Raw genomic sequence first — 20,705 nt, forward strand, 5'->3', positions numbered from 1 at the left:
AGGAACCTCAGCGCTTCATGACCAGCACCACCCCAGAACGCACCGCCCCGCCCGGCGGCGCCGAGTCGTCCATGACCCGTCGCGAGGTCATGGAGTCCCTCTCCGGGATCCTCCTCGGCATGTTCGTCGCGATCCTCGCGAGCTCGATCGTCTCCAGCTCGCTCCCCAAGATCGTCAGCGACCTCGACGGCTCGCAGTCGTCCTACACCTGGGTCGTCACCTCGACCCTGCTCGCCATGACGATCTCGACCCCGATCTGGGGCAAGCTCGCCGACCTCACCAACCGCAAGGTCCTCATCCAGGTCGCGCTCGTCGTCGCGGTCGTGTCCTCCGCGCTCGCCGGCCTGTCGCAGAACGTCGGGACGCTCATCGCGCTCCGCGCCTTCCAGGGCATCGGCGCGGGCGGCCTCATGGCCCTCGCCACCGTGCTCATCACGGACATCATCTCGCCGCGCGAGCGCGGCAAGTTCATGGGGCTCATGGGCGGCATCATGGCCGTGAGCCAGATCGGCGGACCGCTCCTGGGCGGCGTCCTCACCGACGCCGTGAGCTGGCGCCTCAACTTCTTCGTCGGCCTGCCGTTCGCGATCGCCGCGATCATCGTGCTCCAGCGCACGCTGCACCTGCCGAAGGTCGCGCGCCGCGTCGTCCGGATCGACTACTGGGGCGCGATCCTCATCAGCGCCGGCGTGTCCTCGCTCCTGCTGTGGGTGACGTTCGCCGGGCAGAACTTCGAGTGGCTCTCGTGGCAGACCTTCGCCATGGTCGGCGGCGCGGTCCTCGCGCTCGTCGGTGCCGTGCTCGTCGAGCGCGTGACCCCCGAGCCCCTCATCCCGCTGCACCTCTTCAAGAACCGCACGTTCGTCCTCGCGGTCGTCGCCTCGGTCGCGGTCGGCGTCGCGATGTTCGGCACCGCCGTGTTCCTCAGCCAGTACATGCAGGTGGCGCGCGGCAAGACGCCGACCGAGTCGGGTCTCCTGACGGTCCCGATGATCATCGGCACGTTCGTCGCGTCGACCCTGTTCGGCCAGCTCATCACGCGGTACGGCCGCTACAAGGCCTTCATGGTCACGGGTGGCGCGGTCCTCGTGGCGTCGCTGTTCGCCCTGTCGACGATCGACTACCACACGAGCTTCACGCTCATCAGCGTCTACCTGTTCTTCCTCGGCGTCAGCATGGGCATGCTCATGCAGAACCTCGTGCTGGCCGTGCAGAACACGCTCGACGTCGACGAGATGGGCGCCGGCACCTCGACCGTGGCGTTCTTCCGCAGCCTCGGCGGCGCGATCGGCGTGTCCGTGCTCGGCGCGGTGCTCGCGACCAAGGTCACGACGTCGATCCAGGACGGCCTGACGAAGCTCGGCATCCCGGCCGACTCGATGGGCGGCGGCAACGCCGTGCCCGACGTCTCGACCCTGCCGGCGCCGATCAAGGACCTCGTCGAGAAGTCCTACGGCGACGGGATCGCCGAGATCTTCCTCGTCGCGGTGCCGCTCGCGCTGATCGCGCTGATCGCCGTGGCGTTCCTCAAGGAGGTGCCGCTCGGGACCAAGACCGGCCTGCAGGAGCGCCTCGAGAAGGAGGCGGCGCTCGCCGGCAGCGAGGCCCCGGTCGACGCGACCCCGGACCGCGTGACCCTCACCGAGGAGACGGAGTCCACCCTCCTCGAGGCGTTCGAGCCGGCGGGCGTGGTCGACGACGAGCGGACGGCCCGCTCGTCCCGCTGACCCACCCCGCACGCTGGGTGCAGGGAATGTGCGGTCTCGAATCGGTTCGGGGCCGCATATTTCCTGCACTCGGCGTGTTGGTCGGCCGTCCAGCGGGTGAGGTTTTCGGACGGGCGTGACCGTTTGCCGTCCCGGGCGTCATGATGGGCGTGTGCCCGCCGAGACCGCTCCCACCCGCACCGTTCCCGACGCCACGCGCGACGCAGAGCCGGACGTCGCGTACGTCGACCTCGAACGTGAGCTGCGGGTCCTCCTGCGCCGCGGCGGGGCGGCCGCGACCGCCATGGCACGCCGGATCCACCCGGACCTCGAGGCCAGCGCCTACCCGCTGCTCGCGCACATCGCCGACCACCCGGGCGTCCGCGGCTCGGAGCTCGCCGCGCACTTCGGCGTCGGGCGGGCGACGATCTCGCGCCAGCTCAGCCGGCTCCACGCCCTGGGCCTCGTCGCGCGCGAGGTCGACCCCGACGACTCGCGCGGACAGCTCATAACCCTCACGCCCGACGGCGAGACGCGGCTCCACGCCGCGCACAGCGGTCGGGTCACCTCGATCACCGAGGCGCTGGAGGGGTGGGACCGGCGCGACGTCGCGACGCTCGCGTCGCTCCTGCACCGCTACTCCGAGGACGTCGTGCGCTGGTCCGCGAACCGGTGACGGCTCGCACCCCCGCGGCGTGACCGTGCCCGACGGCGACCGTCCGGCCCGCGGCCTCGTCGCGCCCGAGGCCTCACGGCCCCGGCGGCGGCGACGGATCCTCGTCGCCCTCGTCCTCGGGCTGGTCGTGCTCGCCGGGCTCGTCGTCGCGACGCGCGTGCCCGACCCGTGGGGGGACGTCGGCGGTGACGTCTTGTACGCCGTCGCGACGTACGTCCTGGTGGTCCTGGTCCTCGCGCGCGTCCGCCCCGTCGTCGCGGGCGCCGTCGCGCTCGGCTGGTGCTGGGCGGTGGAGGCGCTGCAGGCGACGGGCCTGGCCGCGGCCGTGAACGACGCGGTCCCGCCCGCGGCGTGGCTGCTGGGCAGCACGTTCGCGGTGCGGGACCTGGTCTGCTATCTGGTGGGCGTCGGGCTCGCGTGCGCGGTCGACACGGGGGCCGGCGCCCGGTCGGCTACTCCGACGCGGCCTGGAAGGTCAGGCTGACCGAGTTCATGCAGAACCGGTCGCCCGTCGGGGTCTGGGGCGCGTCGTCGAACACGTGGCCCAGGTGCGACCCGCAGCGCGCGCAGCGCACCTCCGTGCGCACCATGCCGAGGCTGCGGTCGGTGAGGAGCTCGACGCGGTCTCCCGCGAGCGGGCTGAAGAAGCTCGGCCACCCGCAGTGCGAGTCGAACTTGGTGTCCGACCGGAACAGCTCGTTGCCGCACGCGCGACACGCGTAGACGCCGACGCGCTTCTCGTCGAGCAGCTCGCCCGTCCAGGCGCGCTCCGTCCCCGCCTGCCGCAGCACGGCGAACTCCTGCGGCGACAGCTCGGCGCGCCACTCGTCGTCGGTCTTGACGACCTCGTAGGGCTGGTTCTCGTGGGTCTGGCTGGTCATGATCCACCTCCGACCATCCCAACCGCGCGCCCCGCCTCGCTGTTCCCGACCGTCACCCCCCCGCTGTGGGCGTGAAATGGGCCCGGTCTCGACGAGGAGACCGGGCCCATCTCATGCCCACGACCGGGTGGGCGACGAGTCAGCGCGGGCTGGACGTCGAGTAGACGGTGCTCGAGCCGCCGGCCGGGCGCTGCGCGCGGCCGCGGCCGCCGCGGCGGCGACCTGCGGACTGGCCCGTCGAGCCGTTCCCGGTGCCCGAGGCGCCGCGTCCGTCCCGGCCGCCGCCCTCGGGGCGACCCGCACCCGACGCGCGCTGGCCGCCCTGGCCGCGCTGCGCCGTCGTGCCCTGGCCGGCGCCCTGGGCCGCGGGACGGCCGCCGCCCTGGCTGCCGCGGTTGCGGCGCGACGCGCGAGACCCGCCGTTGGTGGACGTGGTGCCGCGCTTCGCCTGCGTCTGCGGCGGCGTGATGTCCGCCGGGCGCACGTACTCCGCGACCTCGCCGACGAGGCCCTTGATCGTCGCGTCGCCGGGCGCGACCGGCTTCGGCTGGGCGGTGATCTTCGCCTTGCGCGTGAGGTCGCGCACGTCGCCGCGCTGCTCCGGGAGCATGACGGTGACGACGACGCCCTCCGACCCGGCGCGCGCGGTGCGGCCCGAGCGGTGCAGGTACGCCTTGTGCTCGGCCGGCGGGTCGACGTGCACGACGAGCTCCACGTCGTCGACGTGGATGCCGCGCGCCGCGATGTCCGTCGCGACGAGCACCTTGACCGCGCCCGACGAGAACGCCTCGAGGTTGCGCTCGCGCGCGCCCTGGCCGAGGTTGCCGTGCAGGTCGACGGCCGGGACGCCGTTCGCGGTGAGCTGCTTCGCGAGCTTCTTCGCCTGGTGCTTGGTGCGCATGAACAGCACGCGGCGGCCCGTGCCGGACGCGAGCTCGTGCACGATCTGCTTCTTCGCGTCCGCGTCGCGCACCGCGAGGATGTGGTGCGTCATCTGCGGGGGCGCCGCCGCGGCGTCGTCCACCGAGTGGCGCACCGGGTTGCTGAGGTAGCGCTTGACGAGCTGGTCCACGCCGTTGTCGAGCGTCGCGGAGAACAGCATGCGCTGACCCTGCTTGGGGGTCTTGTCCATGATGCGCTTCACGCCGGGCAGGAACCCGAGGTCGGCCATGTGGTCGGCCTCGTCGAGCACCGTGATCTCGATGGCGTCGAGCGTGAGCAGGCGCTGGTTGAGGAGGTCCTCGAGGCGGCCGGGGCACGCGATGACGATGTCCACGCCCTTGTCGAGCGCGGCGACCTGCCGCGACTGCGCGACGCCGCCGAAGATCGTCGTCGTCACGAGGCCGAGCGCCTTCGCGACCGGCTCCATCGTGGCGTTGATCTGGTTGGCGAGCTCGCGCGTCGGGCACAGCACGAGGGCGCGCGGCCGGCGCGGCTGGCGCGACGACTTGGCCCACGACAGGCGCGAGACGGTCGGCAGCGAGAACGCGAGGGTCTTGCCGGAGCCCGTGCGGCCGCGGCCGAGGACGTCACGGCCCTTCAGCGAGTCGGGCAGCGTGGCGGTCTGGATGGGGAACGGGGAGTCGATGCCCTGGCGCGAGAGCTCGCGCACGACAGGGGTGGGCAGGCCGAAGTCGGCAAAGGAAGTCACAGGTGATGGGCCTCTCGGGGCTCAAGGTCGGGGTCCGCCGCACGCAATCCGGGGGGATCTCCACGACGCGGGGCGCGCGGGATCGCGCTGCCCTCGAACCTCCAGTGTCTCATGCCGGACGCCGGAGCACGGGTGAGGTGCGTCTCGTCGCCGGCGGCACGCGCCGGGTCAGCCGCCGAACACGACATGGAGGACGTCAACGGCGTCTTCGCGACCGCCATGTCGTGCTCGACCGCGCGCGGAGTCGTTCTCGGCGGGCTCCGAGCCGTCTGTGGTGGAATGGCGCGCGTGCACGCGCCGACGCCCTCCCTCGCCGTAGCCCGAGCCGTGCTGTCCGACGGCGGGACCACCTCCGGAGGCGACGTCGCCTCCTCCGTGGGGGACGTCGTCGGGCAGGTGTGGGAGGCCGCGACGACGCCCGTCGCGCCCCCGGCGACCGCCGTCGTCGTGGCGATGGGCGTGCTCGCCCTGGCGGTCGTGCTGGTCACGCCGGTCTGGCGCGTCGCGCGGCACGTCGTGACGATCGCGCACGAGGCCTCGCACGCGCTCGCCGCGCTGCTCACCGGACGGCGCCTCTCGGGCATCCGGCTGCACTCCGACACCTCCGGCCTCACCGTGTCGTCGGGCCGGCCGCGGGGGTTCGGCATGATCCTCACCGCGTTCCTGGGGTACGTCGGACCGGGCCTCATCGGGCTCGGCGCCGCTGCGCTCCTGCGGCAGGGCTACGCCGTCGGGCTGCTGTGGCTGCTCGTCGTGCTGCTCGCCCTCATGCTGCTGCAGATCCGCAACTGGTTCGGGCTGTGGTCCGTGCTCGTCACGGGAGCCGCCCTCGTGGGCGTGTCGTGGTGGGCGTCGCCCGACGTGCAGAGCGCCGTCGCCTACGCCGTCACGTGGTTCCTTCTGCTCGGGGCGGTCCGGCCCGTGCTGGAGCTGCAGAGCGAGCGGTCGCGCGGACGGGCGGCGACCTCCGACGCCGACATCCTCGCGCGCCTCACGCACCTGCCCGGGCTGTTCTGGGTCGGGGTGTTCCTCGTCGTCACGCTGGGCGCCGCCGTGCTCGGCGGCTCGTGGATCGTGGGGCCGGCGGCCTGAGGAGGACGGCGCGAAGAGGCTGCCGCCGCCCGGCACGACGACGGGCCGCCCGCCGGAGCGGACGGCCCGTCGTGCGACCAGAGACGCGCCTGGAGGAGGAGGACGCGTCGTCGAGATCGTCCGGCGCGGGCGCCGGGAGAACTGGTGGGGTCAGCCCTGAGGAGTCAGGACGAACGCCGGGCCCTGCGCGTTCGGGTCCGTGTCGAGCGTGAGGTTCGCGAGGGTCGGGGCCGTGGCGGACTCCACGAACACCTTCGCCTCACCGTCCTCGACCACCGTGTCGTCAGGCTGCGGGCCGGGCACGAGCGCGAGCTCGAAGCTGCCCGCCTGGTCCGCGGACTCGGCGATCCGCAGACCGCCTCCCTCCGGGACACCGGCCTGGGTCTGCAGGTCGTGGACAGCGGTACGGGCGTTGTCGGTCAGGGTGAGCACGAGAGCTCCTCTCGTCGCCGGGCGGGGCCTGCGGGACACGTCCGTGCGGCTCACGCCTGGCCGGCGTGACCTGCCGTCGGTGCACCCTCCCGCGAGCCCCTCGGTCCACTCCACCGAAACAAGAACGGGCTCGACTCGCAAGCGAATCGCCCGATTCTCACCGAATTTCTCACGGACCAAGACCGCGCGTGACAGCGCCCGACGACACGCGTAGAGTCCGCGCCCGCGCGCTCTCTACACCAAGGTCGGCACGAACTGCCGCCCCAGGTACGCGGGTAACCTGTGCGTGGACGCCGAGCGTCCAGGGCCTCTGGGGCACGTCTCCTAACCCGAAGTGTTGTTCAGCTCAGCGGTAGGTTTTCGTCATGGCGACGGATTACGAGCAGGACTACTGCGACTGGTGCATGGGTCCGTTGTCGAAAGAGTCTCGGATGCGCTCTTCCTGGCTCGGCCTGCCGACGGAGGACGCTTGGGCTTGCGACGACTGTCTGCAGGCAGGCCGGTATCGCGTACCGCCTGACGGGTGGGACGGTCCGGGTGACGAGTGGCTCGCCCGTGACGAGTACGTGCTCGGAGCAGATGACGTGCTCGCGATCGTCAACGCTCTTGACGAGGTCCTTCACGGCCCGAGCGCAGTTGACGACTCCGAGTTCCGGCTGCGGATCGGCGTCTCGCGTGCGTCAGCCCGTCAGACGATGAGGCGAATCAACGGGTCAGCTTCGTAGCCACACGACGATTGCGGCCAGGACGATGGCGCCGCGGTAGATGGTGGCGTGCTTGTCGTAGCGGGTGGCGAGGCCGCGCCACTGCTTGAGCAGATTGAAGGACCGCTCGACGACGTTGCGCTTTCTGTACTTCTCGAGGTCGACGATGGGCGGGCGGCCGCCGGCCGAGCCCTTGCGCTTGCGGTTGGCCTTCTGGTCCTCGCGCCCAGGAACCACGGCCCGGATCCCGCGGGTGCGCAGTCGGGCACGGGTGGCCGCGGACGAGTACGCCTTGTCCGCAAGCAGCGCGGCCGGCGTAGTACGCGGGCGGCCGCCGTCAGTGCGGGGGACCCAGATGTCGTCGAGAACGGCTTTGAGCTGCTGCCCGTCGTGGCACTGCCCGGCGGTCACGATCGCGGCCAAGGGCCGCCCTTTGCCGTCTACGGCGTGGTGGATCTTGGTTGTCAGCCCGCCTCGCGACCGGCCGATGCCGTGGCCGGCAGGTTCGTTGTGGACCCGCTCACGAGAGCGGTTCTTGTGATTCGCACCCGCCCCCTGTGTCCTGGTCGGGGCGGGTCGTGTTCGTCGCATGCTGGTGAGCACGGCTGATCGTGGAGTCGACCGAGACCTCCCAGTCGATCTGCCCCGCCGCGTCGGCCTCGGCCAGCAGTGCCGACCAGATCTGGTCCCACGTCCCGTCGACCGTGAACCGGTGGTGACGCTTCCAGACCGTCTGCCACGGACCGAACGGCTCGCGAAGAAGGTCCCGCCACGGGATCCCAGTGCGGTACCGGTAGACGATGCCCTCCATCACGGTGCGGTGATCGGCGTGCTGGCGCCCGCCCTTCGGGCCCACCGTCGGCATGAACGGGGCGACTCGCTCCCACTGCTCATCGGTCAGCACCGAGGTCCGAGAACTCACCCCGCGAGTCTGCCGTGCGCGACGCCGAGAGGTTTGGAGACACGCCCTAGTCTCGACGCGATGGTCGAGGAGGTCGGCGGCCTCGCGCGGTCGTCCGAGCCGGGTGCCAACACCGAACTGCTTCACGCGATGCGCTCCTGGAAGGGGACGGCCGAGGTTCTGGCCGACGGCATGAAACCGGGCACCGAGGCCGCGATCGGCAAGCTGGTCGAGTGGGGCAACGGCGACCGCTGAACGCGGACGACCTGCACCTCAGACGCCGACTGATTCACCCGGTCGCGGCTGCTCACGCGAGCCCCTGCGACAAGCCCTGGCGCTAACGTGCCGAGCGTGGACGCAAACCTCGGACTTGCAGCCGTCAGCGCCGCGGCGGGTGTTGTCTCTGTCGTCGTGACGGCCGGCGCCGGTGCACTGACCCGTCGAGGCCGCCTGGCACGCGAGGTCCAACGGCTCAGCGAGCTCGCGCGCGTCTTCCCTCACGGGTCTGAGCGACGGCAGCTGATGGAGGGCGAGGCGTTGCATCTCGCCTGCGTGTGGGTCGTCGAGCGGTCGATGATCCGCCGAAAGCTCACCACCTTCCTCATCGTGACGGGTCTGTCAGTGAGCTTCGCTGAGGTTGCGGCGTGGATCGGCTTCCAGCAGGGTCGGCAGATTTCAATTGAGGACGGAGTTGCTGCGGTCAAGCCCGACACCTCCCTCGTCATAGGGCTTTCAGCCGTCAGTGCGATCGCCGCGTCCGTCATGGCAATGGTCCTGATGTGGCTCGTCGGGCGCTGGACCCGTCCGACGGTAGCGGCATGGGCACGAGACATGGCGACCGCCGCCTTGTCGGGCGAACCCGACCCGTACGCCGCAGTTCGTCAGACGTCAGTTTCTGAGGACGTCCGGCAACTGGTCATGACGGCGGTGCGTCGCTTCCCCGCATGGGTCACGGCACAAGCGCGCTCGGCGTCCGGGTCTGATTCGGGTGAGCGCTGAGCGATGTCATCCCCGCCGACGGAGGCTCGTAGCTCGATCACCTGTTCTAACCTTGTGGGGTCACAGGGAGTTCAACACGACCGGCGAGGGTCGGCGCGCGATCGGTCAGCACGGCATCGAGATGACTCCGACTAGGGACCGATCGTTGGTGCGCCTGCGCAGTCGCGCCGGGGCGTCGAGGTCGTGACGCCGCCGACGCCGCTGCCCGTGCGAGCCTGGGTCACGCAGCGGCAGTCAGGCGAGTCGCTCCTTGACGGCGTAGCCGACTCGTGGACGCAGGACGGGCGCCAGGATCACGTCAGCCTCGTCGATAGGCATGGGGCGCGAGGCCGTCGCGTGGCTGTGGGCACCGGCAGTCCGCCGCCGATGAGTCCCGCGGTCCAGCGGCGCTGCGCGCACACTCAAGCACGCATGCTTCCTGGCAAACCGCAGCCACGACGAGCTCGACGGCTTGCCTGCGCGCCCACAGTTGCCCACAGGCCGGTGCCGGCGTCGACAGATACCGTGCCCACCTGCCAGCATGTCGGGCGAACCGAGGACGGTCCGCAGGCGAGATGGGCAGATGAGCACCGATGGCTGAGATCACGACCGATGACGGCACGTTCGACCTGGCGGCGCTGTCCCGCGCGCTCGACGGCGTCAGGGACCGGATCAGGCCCGCCAACTCCGACGACGACATCGCCGGCGCGATCACCGGAACCCGCACGATGCTCGCGATGGTCGCCGAGCCCATCGCCGCCTTCGTCAACGCGCTCGACGACGGTATCGGTGCCTCGAACTCGACCGACGACTTCGGCAAGCTGCTCGCTGCATCCTTGGACGAGGTGCACCTGTTCACGCTGACGCTCGCGCTGAACCAGGCGCTGTCCCGCGAGCACTTCGAGACAGTGACCGGCATCGTCGAGCTGATGAGTCGGCCTGGCTCAGACGCCGGCACCGACGAGTAGAGGACGTAGCCCCAGCAGCCTGGGCGGTGTACGCACCTGGTCTCGCCACCGATGGTCTCGGTTACGACCCCAGGGTCGAAGTCTCAGCCGGTGTCGCGACCCGCCTCCCACCGTGCCGTGGGGCGACGGCGAGAATCCCTAGGACGACGACGAGCGCCAGGACCGATCGCGGCCGGACCTAGACACGACAGGTCAGGCACACTCGTCGCACGCCCCGGATGCGGGCAGCACCATGAAGCAGCCGGCGCACACGGCTGCCGGCCTGGAGGTGTCGGAGGCGGCTCGCCGGCCTCTGCCCGGAGCGCCGGGAATCGGGACGGACCGCCACCGATAGACCGTCTCGAAGTCGTAGTCGCCCTCGACATCGTCGCGGTACGGGAACGAGACCCGAGTGCGATACGCGCACGCGAGCCGGTTCCACCCGACTCGCTCGTGACCCTCGGGAACCACCCCGTCGGGGCGAGCCCAGACCTTCATCCCGATCGCGACGTGATCGCGGGACGACGGGGCCCAGAAGACGATCTGGTGGCCGCAGACGGTGACGCTCGGAGCGAGTGCCAGGTCGAGATGGCGGACTACCCAGGCCCGCTGGTCCACGTCGTCGATGCCGACACGCTTCATCGCGTCGTCGAATGTCGTCTCGTCCTGGTATCGAGATCCGAGGTTGGAGACGGAAGACGGGCGGGGTGCCTCGGCTATCGCACGCAGCACAGCCCGCGCTCGCTCGACGTCTGCCTCGTGTGCCTGCTCGTCCACGCAGGGATCGTGCCGGATCCCCCGGGTGCAATGCCTCTACAGCTCGGCGAGGTGCGGGTCTTCCTCGGCTGTGCCCGACCTGGCCCGCGATGCTTGCCATGGCGGCAGTGCCCACCGTGCCGCAGGCTGCCGGTGCGATCAGAATCAGTGACCCAAGCGCGCTGAGGAGCACACCGGCAAGAGGATGCGCCGAGCATCGCTGCGCCCCAAAGCAGAGACCCCCGCAGCCATCCGGCTGCGGGGGCCTCCTGTTCTGCCCGGACTACGGCTGCGCCCGCGCCCGGTACCGGGCCTGCCTCGCGGCGTCGTTGGCCTGACGGACCGCCGTGATGCTGCGCTGGCTCATGGCGAACTCCGTGTTCGGTGAGCCCAGCCTCGGGCGGGCGTAGGCGTACCCCGCGATGATTGCGGCCGCGATGAGCTCGCCGTTGAAGACGTGCGCGCCCATCGAGTCCTCGGCGAAGTGCTTGACGCCGTAGCTACCTGCGCGGTCGTTGACGTTCTTGAGCGGCGCGATGTTCGCCACCAGCCACTCGCGCACCTGGTCGACGTGCGCGGCACTGCTGCGCAGCTCGGCGCGCGAGTTCGCGAACTGCTCGCGGCGCTCCTGGGGCGTCTTGCCATGACCGGCACTGAAGCCGGAGATGGTCAGCGTCGGCTCGCGGTCCATGACGATGACCAGCTGCCGCTCGGCCTCAGGCGCTGCGAGGAGATCGCCCCACGAGCGGAACCCGGCGTCGACCGCGACCTGGTGCTGGACCCGCTGGAGCGAGCTTGCCCCGGGGTCGGCTGCCCGGTCGGATGTATGCCGGGCAGCCCGCAGCTGGGCTTTGGCGCGGTCCTTGAAATAGCGGATGGAGTTCACGGCTGTCCTGATCCAGGCCCGAGTTCCGCGCTCGCATGGCGGTCGAGCCGGTGTCGAAGAACAGCGGATCGTCCATGTGGTCCTACTCGGACTGGCGAGGCCTTCGCGCGAGCTGCAGGCACGTCCGGGTGCCGGGATCGAGGCTACTCGCTCCTCGTCAGCGCGTCACGCTTGGATCCGGCGTCTGCCCATGCGCCCCGCGGTCGCAGGCGTCACCGGATTCCTGCTCGACAGGTCCTCAGCGGCTGCATCCTCGAAGGCGTTCAACTTCTCGGAGGGATTGTCCTCGTGAGCCCCGTGCCGGTCACCTCGTTCGACGTCGTCGAGGAACATCGTCACAGCGATGATGACGCCGTCGGCCAGCTGCTTGAGTGCGGGTTCAGCAGACTGATCGGCGCGGCGAGATCGTTCAGCGCCCGATGCCTGGCGACCGGCGAAAGGTCGATCCGAGGCTGATCCGTCTCCGCGACCGCTGTGATCTCGCCCCAGATGGCGAGCGTCTTCGGATCCGGCTCACCCGCCCGATTACCGAGTGCCCACCCATACCTCGCGATGCGCCGTGCGCGCCGCGCCGAGAAACGCCGAGTACGCGCTGCATCGCTCCGCGCGGAAGCGCTCCTCACGGGCCCGTCGGTCTGACAGTGCCTCGCTGTGCTTGGCGGTCCACCTGGCAGTCGACGCCTGCGCGACAACTGCGATGCCGGCCACGATGGCGCCGATCATCACCGCGACGGTCCCCAGTTCCATAGACCAGATCATTGTGGTCGGAGACCGCGCTGCGCTACCGCACCGTGTGGTCGGCTACCAGCGCGAGTACCCGATGATCCGCCAGCCCCCGGGGCACCTGCGGGGCGATGATCGCCTTGCCCGCCTCGTAGGAGGCAGCGTCCTCGGCGACGATGTCGCGGGACTCCAACTCGTAGGTCCGAGCGCTGTCGGGCGGATCTGCTGGATGGTGGCGCGCACGAGCATGCCTGGATCGTAGGTCAGTGGTCCAGGGCCAGCCGAGTCACCGCGACAGCACGCAGTGCCAGCCCGCCGTCTTCTGCTCTTCGAGGATCACCGACGGAAAGGTCTCAGGATCGAACCGGCCCTCGGCGAACGGCTTCAGGACGTACTTCGGGATGAGATCGGGCGCATCCTCCCCGTCGGTCTCCCCAGTGCTCGCCACGACGGGCGTCCCGGGGGCGACGATGCGGAAGAACTGCTCGATCCACCCCTCCATCGCCGCTTCGCATCCACCGATGACGAGGACACCGGGGCTGACAGCGTCGCGTGGGTCGAAGTTCATCGGCAGGAACGCTCCACCCCGCATCCGCTTCTCCAGCGCGTCCCACTCGCCGCCGATCCAGCAGCGGAGGCGCCCTTCTGCTTGTCCCACACGTACGAGTGACCGTCGATGTAGACCACCGTGCGCTCGTCGATCTCCGCGGCGTGCTCGGTGATCCACCAGCCGGCCCAGTCCATGTTGATCGGCCTGCGGGGGCCGATCAGGCCGAACCCGGAGCCTGACCTCAGGAACAATGTGCGGACCTCCTGGACGTGCGTCATCGGTGCCCAGTTCTCCTCGCTCATCCCATCGCGAAACGGCGACAGCAGCAGGACCTTCGTGCTCACGCGCAGGCACCGATCTCGCGCCGACGCGCATCCAAACGTCAGGGCGGGTCAGGAGCACACACCGTAGCGGGCCCTGCACCACGGCCGCGCAGTGGGCTGAGCCGAAGTCCGGCCGGTGGCTTCTTGAACCTTGTGCAGATCTACAGCCCAGCGCCAGTGGCGCCGAACTCGGCCTGCTTGCGTGTTAAGCCTTCGTACCGAAACTGGTCGATGAGGCCGCCACGCAAGAACGCGGTGTAGTCGAGGTACTCCTTCGCCTCCGCGACGGCCTGCTCGTCCAATCGACCGTGATGTGGTCGACGGCGATCGTCGCGTCCTCCTTGCTGAGCTGCTCGTACACGAGCTGATCAATGAGGCCCTCGCGCGAGAACGCGGTGTAGTCGAGGTACTCCTGAGCCTCTGCAATCGCCTGCTCCTGCGACGGCGTCTGGTTCGCGAGGTCCTGCGTACGCTGCTGTGCGGTCGCGAGGTCTCCTGCGCACTGCGGGCACATGTGCTGGACTGCCGCCGCGGCGGTTCCCACGGGGAAGATGGGCAACTGATCGGGACCGATCTGGAGGTGCTGTTTCGGCCACCGCTCCTCGAAGTGGTTCAACGGGTCCCGTTCACCGTTCGTCGCTGCAGAGGCCTGTGCGGTGGCGTCAAACAGGTGGTTCACCTCGTCGATGTACGCGTCCTCGGCTTGCTACTGAAACGCGGCGAAGTCGTCGACCGTCCAGTGCTCTCGTGAGCGTCGCCGGCATGTGACGCGCCGCGCTTCTGGCGCCGGGCCACGAGGCTGGTGGGATTGGGGGCGTCGTCGTACCGGAGGCTGTGCGCCATGGTGTTCCGCCGCTCGTTGAGAGGTGTCATCACCGTGGTCATCGACACCATCCTGGCCAACCCCGAAGTGATCGCCGCCGCCGACGCGAACGCTGTCGACCAGTTCCGAAAATCCCCGGCGGTCCGCAACGCCGCCAAAGGCGCGATTCTCGACGCCACAGACTCGCTCAGCGTCAACGCGGAGGACCTCGCCAAGCGGCTGTTGTCGAGCCCGGACGATATCGACGGCATCCTTGCGGCCGCACTGCTCACGCGCCGCCAGCAGACACAGCTTCCCACCGACGCGCCCTACAGGCTGCTGACACTCACACTCTGGCCGAACGCGCCCGCCAGCTCCAGGACGAACAACGCCGCCGGGCCGAGGAACAACGGCGCCGCTACGACGACCCCACCCGCGGCCCCGAGCACGGCGGCCCGCCGCAGTAGGCCACACTTTGTGGTCTGATCGCGGGAAGGGAGATCTGTATGCCAGGTGCCGTGCGTGGGCAGCCGAGGGACAGTGCTTTCGGAAGGCTGTTCTCCGGACCCGACCCGCGCGTCCCGAGCGAGGCGCCAGAGCCCTCCACGATCGACATCCACCTCAGCGACCTTCTGCCCGCCGCGGTCCGCGAGGAGGTCGAACGGTACCGGTGGGAGGTGCCCCTGATCGTCGGCGGGGTCTTCCGCCATCTCGACCCCGGTGCACCGCCGCTCATCTTTTCGGCCGCCATGACCGACGCGCTGGCAGTGATCCGACACGTCGACGAGTTCGACGGACGATCCGCGGCGCTGCGCGCCCGAACCCTGTTCGAGCACCTACTGAACCTCTGCGACGTCATCGAGTCGACGACTAACACCAGCAAGCGCTACATGGACCACCGGTGGGCGGTCCAGAAGCTGCGCGCCAAGCGCCGAGACCACCTGCAGGTACTCGCCCGCGGGGAAGCGCGACGTGAAACACGGCGACTAGACGACCTGGCGCAGGCTGCACGTAGGCCGCTCCGCCGGGCGGTCGAGGCCTACGGCGAGCGATACGAGTTCGGGTGGGCACAGGGAAGCGTCAGGCAACGCGCGAAGGGGTACGGCCTGCTGGACGACTATGACGGCTACTCGCTGTTGTCCGCGGCCATCCACGGGTCGAGCGGATCGCTGGACGGCGTGGTGCGCCGCATCGATGGGGCCATCGTGCACCGCACCGGTCACGATCTCGAATTAGCCGCCACGGCCTGGTGGGAAGGCCTCGCGTGGTTCTACCAGCTGATGGACAAGATCGTGCAGCGATGGCCCAACGGTGAGGCCGAAGAGATCCGAGGCGCGACAGGAAACCTCCTCCTGGACTGGCAAAAGATCCGAGACGCGCTGCGCGAGCAGGACGCGAAGATCTGGCCCACCACCGCACCACCTGGGCCTGCGATCGCGGTCGTCATCCACCCCTCCCGAGTGCGGTGGTTCTACTACCGGCCCGTCGATGACGTCGTCATGCCCGTGGACCCGCCAGACCCGATACCCCCGCGCACCGCGGCACGGATCGACATCGCGAGGAAGCTCATGGCCACGTTCGAAGGGGGTGTCTACGCCCAGCGTCCACCCCTGATCCCCATGCCGGACCTGCGTCTGAGCCCGGCTCCGGGTGTGCTCGCGTCGCCGGCCGCAGGGTTCTGGCCCGCCTCGACCGAGCAGTGGCACCGATTCTGCGCCGAGCTCGACAAGCACGGATGGTCCCAAGCAGGCATGACCGGAACGTCCGAGCAATGAGACCCAGCGAAGAAGCACCGGGCTAGTTCTTGGAGTAAACGACCTGAATCGACTTGATCTGAGACTCAGGCAGGATGACCAGCCGCCAGCGATCGTCCAGGTCGTCGAACTCCTTCCCGTTCGGCCGCCTCCGTCGCACCGGTGGACCAATGGCGAGGCTCCGGTGAGTGTCTTCAGGGTCGGAATCGAACCCGAGCAGCTCACCCTTCCAGATCGTGTCGTCGAGCAGCTCCACTGTGAGATAGGTGGCTCGCGCATCGGCCGGCCGGAGGTCGATGAACCCTTGGCTCCAGATCCGACCCTCGTTGATCGGAGCGCGCCCGGGCCACTTCACCAGCGAGACCAACAGGGCGAGACCGCAGGCGAGCAACGACGTCGCGACCACGGCCGCGATGTACGGCACAGGCGTGAGCGGCGACGTACTGGTGCCTGTTGCCTCCGCGTGGCGGTAGAGGGGCATCCATACCCACCAAGCAAGGATCGCCGCCGCGGCCCCGGTTGCTGCCAGCGAGGCGATCACCACGCGTGATACCTCGATCAGCGCGCTCTCCTTCACCGCTGGCCGGTATCGCGCCCGTTGCAGTTGCCAGACGATTCCGGGTGCGAGGAGAAGGAGGAACGAGACGAGCGCCGCCAGGCTGTCAGGAACCACAGCCCTGTTAGTCGCTGTTGTCGTTCGCGATGTCCACGACGTCGTTCGCGCCGACCTTGCCCGTGTCGACTGTCGTGTAGGCAGACCCGAGGAGGCCCTTCTCCTCCAGTTGGGACAGGTCCACGGTCGTACGGGGGTCGTCCTTCGGCTCGCTCATGTCACTCCTCGGGGTAGGTCTTCGCCCAGGTGGGGGGTGCCCGCCAGTCTTCCACCGCCCCACGACAATGTCGTCGATGTGTACGGGCGAAGTTCTCGGCAAGTGTCGTATCGCTAGCCGAGTCCCGTCCGGGGCTCTGACCCCCTCTACTAGGGTGTGCGGCACGAGGAGGGAATCGTCGATGGTGAGTGGCCTGGTCGATCAGTACGTCACGACCCTGATCCCTAGCGCCTACGATCGGACGGTCGTTTCCGAGCGGCGTGCAGCGATCGAGAAGGCGCTGGAAGCCTGTGCCCTTGACGCGGACTACGTCTTCGAGAGCGGATCGTGGTCGCACGGCACCGCACTGGCAGGGCACAGCGACGTCGACCTCATGGCCTGGGCGAGCGGGCTGCAGCCCACTCGTCCTAGCAGTGCGCTGGCGGCGATGAAGTCGGCCCTGCAAGGCTCCCACTGGGCGATCGCGAACTTGCGGGTGTCGAGCCCGACCGTGCAGGTCCGGTTCGCCGGGCCGCCGCACTTCGAGGTCGTCCCCGCCTGGTGGCAGTCCAGCCGCGGCGACGACAACATCTTCCAGATCCCGGGCCCCGGTGACCGGTGGGTCGAGTCCGCCCCGAAGCCGCACCTGCGGTTCGTCAACAACCAGAACGACCGCCTGAACAAGCGGGTCAAGCCCCTCGCCCGGCTCCTCAAGCAGTGGAAGATGCACACCGGGGCACCGGTGTCGAGCTTCTACCTCGAGATGCGCACCGCCGAGTACGCGAAGTCGCAGTCGTTGATCCTCTATCACCTCGATCTGAGGTTCTTGATCGGGCGTTTGATCGCGGGCGGGCTCTCCGACATGAACGACCCCACGGGGTACGTCTCGCGGATCCACGCGGTCTCCTCCGAGGAGAACCGCCGCACGACCCTGCGGCTGCTGCGCGAGGCCAAGCACCACCTGGACGAGGCGTACGAGATCGACAGCCGCGCAGACACCAAGACCACGTACTGGCTGGCCATGGCCGACGTGTTCGGCAACGACTTCCCGTACCCGCCATGGTGAGCCCCGAGCCCGCACAGGGCCGGTACCGGGCCCAGATCGTGCGCGAGCTGCAGGCGCTCGAGGAAGACCTGCTGTGGACCGAGAAGGCGCACTTCGCCACCGCCACCCACTACGGGCGCTTGCACCTTCTCCTTGGGCTCACGGCCACCATCGCCGCCACGGTCGCGGCCGCGACCGTCGTCGCGCAGACGACGCCCGCCGTCCCGGGGATTGCCGCCCTGGTCGCGGCACTGGCCTCGGGGCTGGTCACCTTCCTCAAGCCCCAGGACACCGAACGGCGACACCTGGACGCGGGCCGCCGGCTCGGCGCACTGCGAGTGCGCACCCGCCAGGCGATCGCCCTCGACCTCGACCCCGACCACGGGCTCCCGCTCGCCGCCTGGCGCGAGCTCGCCGCCTCTCTCGCCCGTGACAAGGCTGTGGCCGACGCCGAGAACCCCGGGACGTCGAACCGTGCGTTCGCCGCAGCGCGCCGCAAGATCGACGCCGGCAACTTCGACCACACCCCAAGCGGCACCCCGAACCGGGCCGAGGCTGGCGGCTAAAGCGGCCTGTGTCGCTGCGCCGAGCCTTGGGAGTCGGGGAGCCCCTGGGATGCTCGCGGCGTGTACCTGTGCTACGTCGACGATTCGGGAGACTCAAGGAACGGGACAACGCTCAGCGCGCTGCTTGTCGAGGCAGAGCACTGGAGCGGTCTCCTGGACGCCTGGCTCACCGGCAGACGCGAGATCCACCGCCTGTACGGTGTCCGCAAGCACGCTGAGCTCCACGCCAACCAGCTGTACAAGGGGCGTGGTGAGTTCTGCGAGACCCCCGAGGAGAACGACGGCTTCGGCACCACCCAACGTGCTGCGACCGGGCGCATCATGCTCAGCCACCTGTCCGCGTTCAAGCACTTCCAGGTCGTCACCGTAGCGAGCCCTCAGACCTCCAACCCCGCTGTCTACGCGCAGTTCATCGCGTGGCTCGAGGACTGGGCCGCACGGGAAGAGACCCATCTGATGGTGTTCTACGACGGCCAGCAGGGTCTGCACCACGGGGCGGGCGAGCCCACCCCAGAAGAACTGAGCGAGCTCTGGAAGGCCGCCGTCCGTAACGCCGCTCCCTACCGGCGCGCTCACCGCGACCTCGACCTGGGTACGCGCCGCGTCGTCGAAGACGTCATCATGCAAGACAGCCAGTACAGCCAGCTCATCCAAGCGGTCTACCTCATCGCCTACGGCGCCTACCACCTGCACCGCCAAGATCACCCCGAGATCTGGGGCACCAAGATCAAGGTCGTACCCGACGCGATCCGCGCCTACACCCGCACCCGCGCCCACTGGCTCCCCGATACCGAGCGAGGCATCGTCTGGCTCGACCCGACAACGCAAGAACCCCCGGCCTAGGCCGGGGGTCCGCGAGGTGCAAGACCCTGTGGGTGACCACGAAGATCACATAGGGCCTTGCAGACACCACCGTAACAACAAACCCCGTCCCAGTCATCCCCGCACAACTCGCACCCGACCGCACCTGGGTCCGCGCAAAACCCGCGGGCTTGCCAGGTCGCACGTCAATGAGCGATGCCACTCTCTCGTACCCCGCAGTCGCAGACTGGTAGAGGTGCGTGCTCGTGAGATGCGAGTTCCCGGGCACGCGGGCTCCTCGCGCAGTGAGCCGAATATTGGCGCGCCGCCAGCCTGTACGGGCCGGAGCATCAGTCGGTCGCCGCCTCGAAGACGATCAGCTCAGTCTCCAACTCGTCGAGGGCGGCGGTGAGTCTCTCGACGAAGGTCGCCAGATCACGCGCGAGGCGGGTCTTGTCAGTGTCAAAGTCCCACGCGTACGGGGCTGGCCAGAGTCCCAGTTCCGCACGTCGCAGGCCCTCCTCTGCGATGGCTTGCCGTCGCGGACTACCAGGGTCTGCCCGAGGACGCTCGCGGCGTGCTGCCGTCCGCGGCCGAGCTCGAGGCGGTCATCGAGGACGAGCTCGACCACCGGGGATGAGCGCCCGAAACCCCTCCTGACCAGCAAGGACGTTGCGCCGATAAGGTACCTTATGTCATACTTGGGAACGATATGCCGGTTGCGGGCGCGCTGGTCGCTCCCCTTCGCGACCAGCGCGGCTACCTCGTCGGCGCGGTGGCTACGGTGCCCTCGAGCGGATGTCGGACGTCGTCACCTACGGGCGAGCAAGATCGACTGCGGCGTCTTCTCCGCTCCTTCCGCCGCGCGGTGCACTTTGGCGTGCACGTGGAACCCTGCCTCGTGGAGCACGTGCTGTACGTGCACGAGGTCGTGGAGGTAGTTGGTCATCGCAATGGGATGTCCGTAGGCGCTGGTGCGCTCCACCCGTCGGCCGTCGCCGGCGTGGAAGGCCGTCAGCATCCAGGAGCCGGGGCGGAGCACCCGAGCGAACTCAGCGGCGAGGGCGGGGAGCCCGTCGGGGGCTGTGTGGATGAGGGAGTACCAGGCGAGGAGGCCACCGGCGGCGGCGTCCGGCACGGGGAGCTTCTCCAGTGCGCCGACGTCGAAGACCAGGTGCGGATGAGTTCGCCGGGCGACCTCGATCATGCCCGGCGACAGGTCGACGCCCAGGATGTCCAGGCCCGCGGCAGCCAGGTGAGCACTGATGCGACCGGTGCCGCAACCCGCGTCGACGACCGGACCAAGCTGTGCGCTCGCGCAGCGGTCAGCGAAGTCGTCGATCATGGCGACATCCAGCCGCGTCTCCGCAGTCAGCGCGGGCAACAACCTGGCGTAGTCGGCTGCGACCGTGTCGTAGCCGACCCGCGTCTGTTCGCGATGGTCCGGAGTGCTCACGCACAGGGACGCTACCTACCCGCGAGCCCGTCGACGAAACGACGTCTGCACCGATCGCCGCGTCCGCGACAACCGTGCGCCCGCCAGCGAAGACCGCCTCGACGCCTTTGGGCCGCGGGCGCACCTCTACCAGTCCTTCCATCTCGTCTATGGGCCCTCGTACTCGGGCGTCAGCGTCGGCGTGGCCGTCTAGGGCGTGTTGCTAAAGGTTGATTCGTGGTGTGCGGGTGACGCTTGGAGCGTGTCGCGTACTGAGATCTCCGATG

General features: G+C 69.3%; 25 protein-coding genes and 1 pseudogene. 13 read left to right on the plus strand and 13 right to left on the minus strand.

What is annotated here, in order from left to right; genetic code table 11:
* Window positions 1-17: 17 nt before the first annotated feature.
* The 3 genes from ACTJIY_RS18480 (at window position 18) to ACTJIY_RS18490 (ending at window position 2,866) form a co-directional block, all read left to right on the plus strand.
* Window positions 18-1,727 carry an MDR family MFS transporter gene (locus ACTJIY_RS18480; RefSeq protein WP_440675328.1) on the plus strand — a complete coding sequence of 570 codons (1,710 nt, stop codon included), beginning with the start codon at window positions 18-20 and terminating at the stop codon, window positions 1,725-1,727.
* 151 nt (window positions 1,728-1,878) lie between these two features.
* Complete coding sequence (locus tag ACTJIY_RS18485) at window positions 1,879-2,382, plus strand: MarR family winged helix-turn-helix transcriptional regulator (protein WP_253055264.1); 504 nt, start codon at window positions 1,879-1,881, stop codon at window positions 2,380-2,382.
* A gap of 19 nt (window positions 2,383-2,401) precedes the next feature.
* Window positions 2,402-2,866, plus strand: a complete 465-nt coding sequence (locus ACTJIY_RS18490; protein ID WP_440675327.1) for a DUF2809 domain-containing protein — start codon at window positions 2,402-2,404, stop codon at window positions 2,864-2,866.
* Here the strand turns inward: ACTJIY_RS18490 and msrB are convergent.
* Together msrB and ACTJIY_RS18500 are read right to left on the minus strand one after the other, a co-directional pair.
* The gene (gene msrB / locus ACTJIY_RS18495; protein WP_253055262.1) at window positions 2,835-3,263 is read right to left on the minus strand and encodes a peptide-methionine (R)-S-oxide reductase MsrB; all 429 of its coding nucleotides are present in this window, start codon (window positions 3,261-3,263) and stop codon (window positions 2,835-2,837) included. The genes ACTJIY_RS18490 and msrB overlap by 32 nt on opposite strands.
* A 139-nt stretch (window positions 3,264-3,402) precedes the next feature.
* Entirely contained in the window at window positions 3,403-4,914 is a 1,512-nt protein-coding gene (locus ACTJIY_RS18500) for a DEAD/DEAH box helicase (RefSeq protein ID WP_440675326.1), read from the minus strand.
* A gap of 375 nt (window positions 4,915-5,289) precedes the next feature.
* On the opposite strand from ACTJIY_RS18500, the gene ACTJIY_RS18505 reads away from it, so the two are divergent.
* The gene (locus ACTJIY_RS18505) at window positions 5,290-6,006 is read left to right on the plus strand and encodes a M50 family metallopeptidase (protein WP_353709567.1); all 717 of its coding nucleotides are present in this window, start codon (window positions 5,290-5,292) and stop codon (window positions 6,004-6,006) included.
* A gap of 150 nt (window positions 6,007-6,156) precedes the next feature.
* Here the strand turns inward: ACTJIY_RS18505 and ACTJIY_RS18510 are convergent, their stop codons facing one another.
* Window positions 6,157-6,438 carry a HesB/IscA family protein gene (locus tag ACTJIY_RS18510; RefSeq protein WP_253055260.1) on the minus strand — a complete coding sequence of 94 codons (282 nt, stop codon included), beginning with the start codon at window positions 6,436-6,438 and terminating at the stop codon, window positions 6,157-6,159.
* A 365-nt stretch (window positions 6,439-6,803) separates the two neighbouring features.
* Between ACTJIY_RS18510 and ACTJIY_RS18515 the strand changes: the two genes are divergently transcribed.
* Complete coding sequence (locus tag ACTJIY_RS18515; protein WP_440675325.1) at window positions 6,804-7,163, plus strand: hypothetical protein; 360 nt, start codon at window positions 6,804-6,806, stop codon at window positions 7,161-7,163.
* On the opposite strand, the gene ACTJIY_RS18520 is transcribed toward ACTJIY_RS18515, so the two are convergent.
* A protein-coding gene (locus tag ACTJIY_RS18520; RefSeq protein WP_440675330.1) for an IS5 family transposase occupies window positions 7,152-8,007 on the minus strand; the annotation gives its coding sequence in 2 pieces (ribosomal slippage) (window positions 7,152-7,725 and window positions 7,724-8,007; 858 coding nt in all). The two genes, ACTJIY_RS18515 and ACTJIY_RS18520, sit on opposite strands and share 12 nt — an antisense overlap.
* A 117-nt stretch (window positions 8,008-8,124) precedes the next feature.
* On the opposite strand from ACTJIY_RS18520, the gene ACTJIY_RS18525 reads away from it, so the two are divergent.
* From ACTJIY_RS18525 to ACTJIY_RS18535, 3 genes are all read left to right on the plus strand, one after another.
* Window positions 8,125-8,298, plus strand: a complete 174-nt coding sequence (locus ACTJIY_RS18525) for a hypothetical protein (RefSeq protein ID WP_440675324.1) — start codon at window positions 8,125-8,127, stop codon at window positions 8,296-8,298.
* Window positions 8,299-8,394: 96 nt separating this feature from the next.
* Entirely contained in the window at window positions 8,395-9,042 is a 648-nt protein-coding gene (locus tag ACTJIY_RS18530) for a hypothetical protein (RefSeq protein WP_440675323.1), read from the plus strand.
* Window positions 9,043-9,614: 572 nt separating this feature from the next.
* On the plus strand, window positions 9,615-9,989 hold the full coding sequence (locus tag ACTJIY_RS18535) for a hypothetical protein (RefSeq protein WP_440675322.1): 375 nt from the start codon (window positions 9,615-9,617) through the stop codon (window positions 9,987-9,989).
* A 192-nt stretch (window positions 9,990-10,181) separates the two neighbouring features.
* Here the strand turns inward: ACTJIY_RS18535 and ACTJIY_RS18540 are convergent, their stop codons facing one another.
* From ACTJIY_RS18540 to ACTJIY_RS18565, 6 genes and pseudogenes are all read right to left on the minus strand, one after another.
* A complete protein-coding gene (locus ACTJIY_RS18540; RefSeq protein WP_440675321.1) occupies window positions 10,182-10,745 on the minus strand; it encodes a hypothetical protein in 564 nt (187 codons plus the stop codon).
* A gap of 262 nt (window positions 10,746-11,007) precedes the next feature.
* A complete protein-coding gene (locus ACTJIY_RS18545) occupies window positions 11,008-11,610 on the minus strand; it encodes a hypothetical protein (protein WP_440675320.1) in 603 nt (200 codons plus the stop codon).
* Between the two features lie 1,009 nt (window positions 11,611-12,619).
* Window positions 12,620-12,901, minus strand: a complete 282-nt coding sequence (locus ACTJIY_RS18550; protein ID WP_440675318.1) for a hypothetical protein — start codon at window positions 12,899-12,901, stop codon at window positions 12,620-12,622.
* On the minus strand, window positions 12,898-13,227 hold the full coding sequence (locus tag ACTJIY_RS18555; RefSeq protein ID WP_440675317.1) for a hypothetical protein: 330 nt from the start codon (window positions 13,225-13,227) through the stop codon (window positions 12,898-12,900). Before ACTJIY_RS18555 ends, ACTJIY_RS18550 begins: the two co-directional genes overlap by 4 nt.
* Before the next feature lie 140 nt (window positions 13,228-13,367).
* On the minus strand, window positions 13,368-13,508 hold the full coding sequence (locus ACTJIY_RS18560; RefSeq protein ID WP_440697252.1) for an Ltp family lipoprotein: 141 nt from the start codon (window positions 13,506-13,508) through the stop codon (window positions 13,368-13,370).
* 20 nt (window positions 13,509-13,528) lie between these two features.
* Window positions 13,529-13,720: pseudogene (locus ACTJIY_RS18565) on the minus strand (Ltp family lipoprotein); the annotation flags it as partial.
* A 327-nt stretch (window positions 13,721-14,047) separates the two neighbouring features.
* Here ACTJIY_RS18565 and ACTJIY_RS18570 point away from each other — a divergent pair.
* Both ACTJIY_RS18570 and ACTJIY_RS18575 read left to right on the plus strand, forming a co-directional pair.
* Window positions 14,048-14,494 carry a hypothetical protein gene (locus ACTJIY_RS18570; protein ID WP_440675316.1) on the plus strand — a complete coding sequence of 149 codons (447 nt, stop codon included), beginning with the start codon at window positions 14,048-14,050 and terminating at the stop codon, window positions 14,492-14,494.
* Window positions 14,495-14,526: 32 nt separating this feature from the next.
* A complete protein-coding gene (locus ACTJIY_RS18575; protein WP_440697253.1) occupies window positions 14,527-15,783 on the plus strand; it encodes a DUF5677 domain-containing protein in 1,257 nt (418 codons plus the stop codon).
* 22 nt (window positions 15,784-15,805) lie between these two features.
* On the opposite strand, the gene ACTJIY_RS18580 is transcribed toward ACTJIY_RS18575, so the two are convergent.
* Window positions 15,806-16,435, minus strand: coding sequence for a DUF6338 family protein (locus ACTJIY_RS18580; RefSeq protein ID WP_440675314.1), 630 nt, complete (start codon window positions 16,433-16,435; stop codon window positions 15,806-15,808).
* 7 nt (window positions 16,436-16,442) lie between these two features.
* Window positions 16,443-16,592 (minus strand): hypothetical protein, encoded by a 150-nt coding sequence (locus ACTJIY_RS18585; RefSeq protein WP_440675313.1) that lies wholly within the window; start codon window positions 16,590-16,592, stop codon window positions 16,443-16,445.
* Between the two features lie 181 nt (window positions 16,593-16,773).
* Between ACTJIY_RS18585 and ACTJIY_RS18590 the strand changes: the two genes are divergently transcribed.
* The 3 genes from ACTJIY_RS18590 to ACTJIY_RS18600 are packed head-to-tail and all read left to right on the plus strand — an operon-like array spanning window position 16,774 to window position 19,025.
* Entirely contained in the window at window positions 16,774-17,637 is an 864-nt protein-coding gene (locus ACTJIY_RS18590; RefSeq protein WP_440675312.1) for a nucleotidyltransferase domain-containing protein, read from the plus strand.
* Window positions 17,631-18,182, plus strand: a complete 552-nt coding sequence (locus ACTJIY_RS18595) for an SLATT domain-containing protein (RefSeq protein WP_440675311.1) — start codon at window positions 17,631-17,633, stop codon at window positions 18,180-18,182. Before ACTJIY_RS18590 ends, ACTJIY_RS18595 begins: the two co-directional genes overlap by 7 nt.
* Before the next feature lie 60 nt (window positions 18,183-18,242).
* Window positions 18,243-19,025, plus strand: coding sequence for a DUF3800 domain-containing protein (locus ACTJIY_RS18600; RefSeq protein ID WP_440675310.1), 783 nt, complete (start codon window positions 18,243-18,245; stop codon window positions 19,023-19,025).
* Between the two features lie 769 nt (window positions 19,026-19,794).
* Here the strand turns inward: ACTJIY_RS18600 and ACTJIY_RS18605 are convergent.
* Window positions 19,795-20,439, minus strand: coding sequence for a class I SAM-dependent DNA methyltransferase (locus tag ACTJIY_RS18605; RefSeq protein WP_440675309.1), 645 nt, complete (start codon window positions 20,437-20,439; stop codon window positions 19,795-19,797).
* Window positions 20,440-20,705 lie beyond the last annotated feature (266 nt).

This window comes from Cellulosimicrobium sp. 22598, from assembly GCF_052044445.1.
GTDB lineage: Bacteria > Actinomycetota > Actinomycetes > Actinomycetales > Cellulomonadaceae > Cellulosimicrobium > Cellulosimicrobium cellulans_G.